The following is a 3,360-nucleotide window of genomic DNA, read 5'->3' as shown; positions in this document are numbered from 1 at the left end:
ATCGATACGTCGGATGCAGAACAGATGTCAGGCGTCGAAAAAGTAATAACCCATAAAGATGTTAAAGGAATTAATCGAATCACATTTCCAATTGCCAATCCATGGGCTAAGGCAAATGGATTTGATCATTCAATTTTAGTATCAGAAAAGATATATAGATATGGCGATATTGTCGCTGTTGTTGCAGCACGAACCAAGAAAGAAGCCCGGGAAGCGGCAAAAAAAGTAACCTTTGAATATGAACAGCTGCCAGAATATTTAAATATCCTTGAAACCATGGCCATTGATGCACCCCAGGTCAATCCTGAATACCCGAATATTTATATCGAAGCACCACTTGTTAAAGGTCAGGATACCAGAGAAGTGATTAAGAATTCGCCTCATGTTGTTGAAGGAAGTTTCTATTCTCAACGTCAGCCACACCTTGTCATTGAGCCTGATACCAATCAGGCGTACTTTGACGAAGAAGGCCGACTCACTGTACAATGCAAGAGTTTGGCACTTGGCCTCACAAAAGGAGTTATCTCTGCCGGCATTGGGTTCCCAGTGGAGAATATTAGAATTATTGAAAATCCTACTGGGGCAAGTTTTGGATATGCAATTTCACCACTAATGCCGGCAATCGTGGCAGTTGCCGCCATGGCTACTGAAAAACCGGTGACGGTGACACTCAGTTATGAAGAACATCAGCATATTACCGGGAAGCGGGCACCATCTTTCTCAAATGCAAAACTTGCCTGTGATGAAAAAGGAAAGCTGACAGCAATCGAATATGAAATGGCCTATGATAAAGGCGCCTATACAGAGACAGCAGGTATACTGGTTCAAAAGGGTCTGCGTTTCATGGGGGCTCCGTATACAATACCCAATGCCATGGGTCTCTCTAAAACGGTTATTTCCAACCATACAAATTCCACAGCCTATCGGGGGTTTGGTTCTCCTCAGTGTTATACCTGTTCGGAACAGCTCATGGATATGCTGGCGGAAAAAGTTGGCATGGATCCGTTGGAGTTTCGCTATATCAATGTCTACCGGGAAGGAGATGTCAGCCTGAATGGTAATCAATTCGACGTATATCCCATGGTTGAGATACTGGATAAGCTGAGACCCAGTTACCGGGAAGCATTAGAAAGAGCAAAAAAAGAATCCACGCCTGAACTGAGAAGAGGTGTGGGGATTGCCTGTGGGGAATACAATGTTACCAGCGGGCCGAATGATCACGCCGAGGTCGCTCTGGGACTTAATCCGGATGGAACGGTGACCCATTATAACACTTGGGAGGATCAGGGACAAGGAGCAGATATCGGGACACTTGTGCATACCCATGAAGCACTCAGACCACTGGGATTGCGACCGGATCAGATCAGTCTGTGTATGAATGATACGGCACTGGCACCGATCACAGGACCGGCAGCCGGCAGCCGTTCCCACTACATGGCTGGCAACGCAACGATTAATGCGGCTGAACAACTGATGAACGCCATGCGTAAAGACGATGGAACCTATCGTACTTATGCTGAAATGGTCAGAGAAGAAATTCCAATAAAATATTTAGGTATCTCAGACACGACGGGACAGACCACTGATATGGATCCTAATACTGGTCAGGGAAATCCCACCGCCGAGTATACTTTCGGTGTATTTATGGCAGAGGTTGAGGTTGAAGTGGCTACTGGAAAGACCAAAGTGCTCAGCATGAAATGTATTGCCGATGTTGGTGTTGTAGGTAACTTTTTAGCGGTTGAAGGGCAGGCTTTTGGAGGAATGGAACACGGAATCGGGATGGCACTGTCAGAGGATTACGATGATATTCAAAAACATATAAGCCTCATTGGCAGCGGATTCCCCTTCATTAATATGATCCCGGACAATATGACGGTTGAATTTATCGAAACTCCGAGACCGACTGGACCTCACGGTTCATCAGGCTGTGCGGAAGCGTTCCAGAGTTCCCCTCATGTCGCTGTTATTAATGGCATTTACAATGCCTGTGGTGTGAGAGTTAAAGAATTGCCGGCCAGACCGGAAAAGGTAAAGGCACTTTTAGAAGCGAAAGCAGAAGGTCGTGAAATAGAACAAAAGAAATATTTCCTCGGTTCCGATTTGCACGAGACGATCGATTACATTAAAGCAAACCCCGTGACTGTTGGGTAATTCGATAAAGCTGAACGAATATTTTGATGACATAACAGTGGCAATAGATTCATTTATATTGTCACTGTTATGAATTTCTTAAATTTAAACCGATGAGGACAATGCTATGGATATGATGAAACTTGAAAATTTTAAAAAAAAATGCACCAGAGATGAACCGGTATTTTGCACAAACCAGTGCCCTCTCGGTGTTGATGTCAAAAAAATGGCAGCCAGAATTGCTTTAGGAGATTTTACGGGGGCCTACAAATATTATAGCAATCAGGTGCTCTTTCCGGAGATGATCAGCAGATTTTGTGACAACCCCTGTCAAACAGTCTGTTTAAGAACAAAAATAGATGAAGCAGTATCGGTAAGAAAGCTTGAGAAGGCTTGCTGTGATTACGCTGGCACAAAAGAAACACAAAAATATTATATCTCCCGAAAGAAAAAATGCATTGCCGTTATCGGTGGGGGACTTGGAGGATTGAGTTGTGCCGTCAAACTGGCCAGAAAAGGCTATGATGTCAACCTTTTCGAAGAAAAAAACGGTTTGGGAGGATATCTAAGGGAATCGAACAGTCTGGTTCCTCTCCAGATTATCGAAAAAGAATTAGGACGAATCATCCAGGAAGATGGTATAAGACTCCATTTAGGTACAAGAATAAGCACGCTTGATGAAATTGAATTTGACGCTCTTTACATAGCAACGGGATGGGGCGGCGATGCCTTTGGTTGTGGCCAGGGATTTGACCCGAATTCGCTGGGCACACGAGTGAATGGTGTTTTTGTCAGCGGAAGTACAATGAAACGAAGCGAAAGTTCTGTTTTGATTCCCATGCGGGAAGGGATTCATGCAGCTCAATCCATTGAAGTCTATCTCAAGATTGGAACAATGGGAGGGGATGCCGGCTGTCATGAGGTCATTCCATCACAACTCAGCGTGGATATCACCGGAGTGGTGAAGGACGAGCGAATCGTGATTGAAAATCAAGAATCATATACTGAGCAGGAAGCGATAGCAGAAGCACAGAGATGTCTGCAATGCAGGTGTGATAGTTGTATGACATCCTGCGAGATGCTGTCGTTTTTCGAAAAAACCCCTAAAAAGCTCATCGATGATGTTGAAGCTTCAATGAACATCATAAAAGCATTCACGACAAATGTTGCTTCGCGGGAGATCAACTCCTGTAATGCCTGTGGTTCGTGTAAAGAGGCATGCCCGGA

At 44.6% G+C, this 3,360-nt stretch carries 2 protein-coding genes; both read left to right on the top strand.

Features of this window, described 5'->3' with window-relative positions:
• Window positions 1–2,154, top strand: a 2,154-nt coding sequence (locus AKG39_RS19140; protein ID WP_050742008.1) for a xanthine dehydrogenase family protein molybdopterin-binding subunit, incomplete at its 5' end; no start/stop codon positions are given.
• A gap of 106 nt (window positions 2,155–2,260) precedes the next feature.
• Window positions 2,261–3,360: NAD(P)-binding protein (locus AKG39_RS19135; protein ID WP_152912185.1), on the top strand; the 1,100-nt coding region annotated here is incomplete at its 3' end.

Source organism: Acetobacterium bakii (assembly GCF_001263355.1).
GTDB classification, from domain to species: Bacteria; Bacillota; Clostridia; order Eubacteriales; family Eubacteriaceae; genus Acetobacterium; species Acetobacterium bakii.
This window is presented reverse-complemented; position numbering and strand designations above follow the sequence as displayed.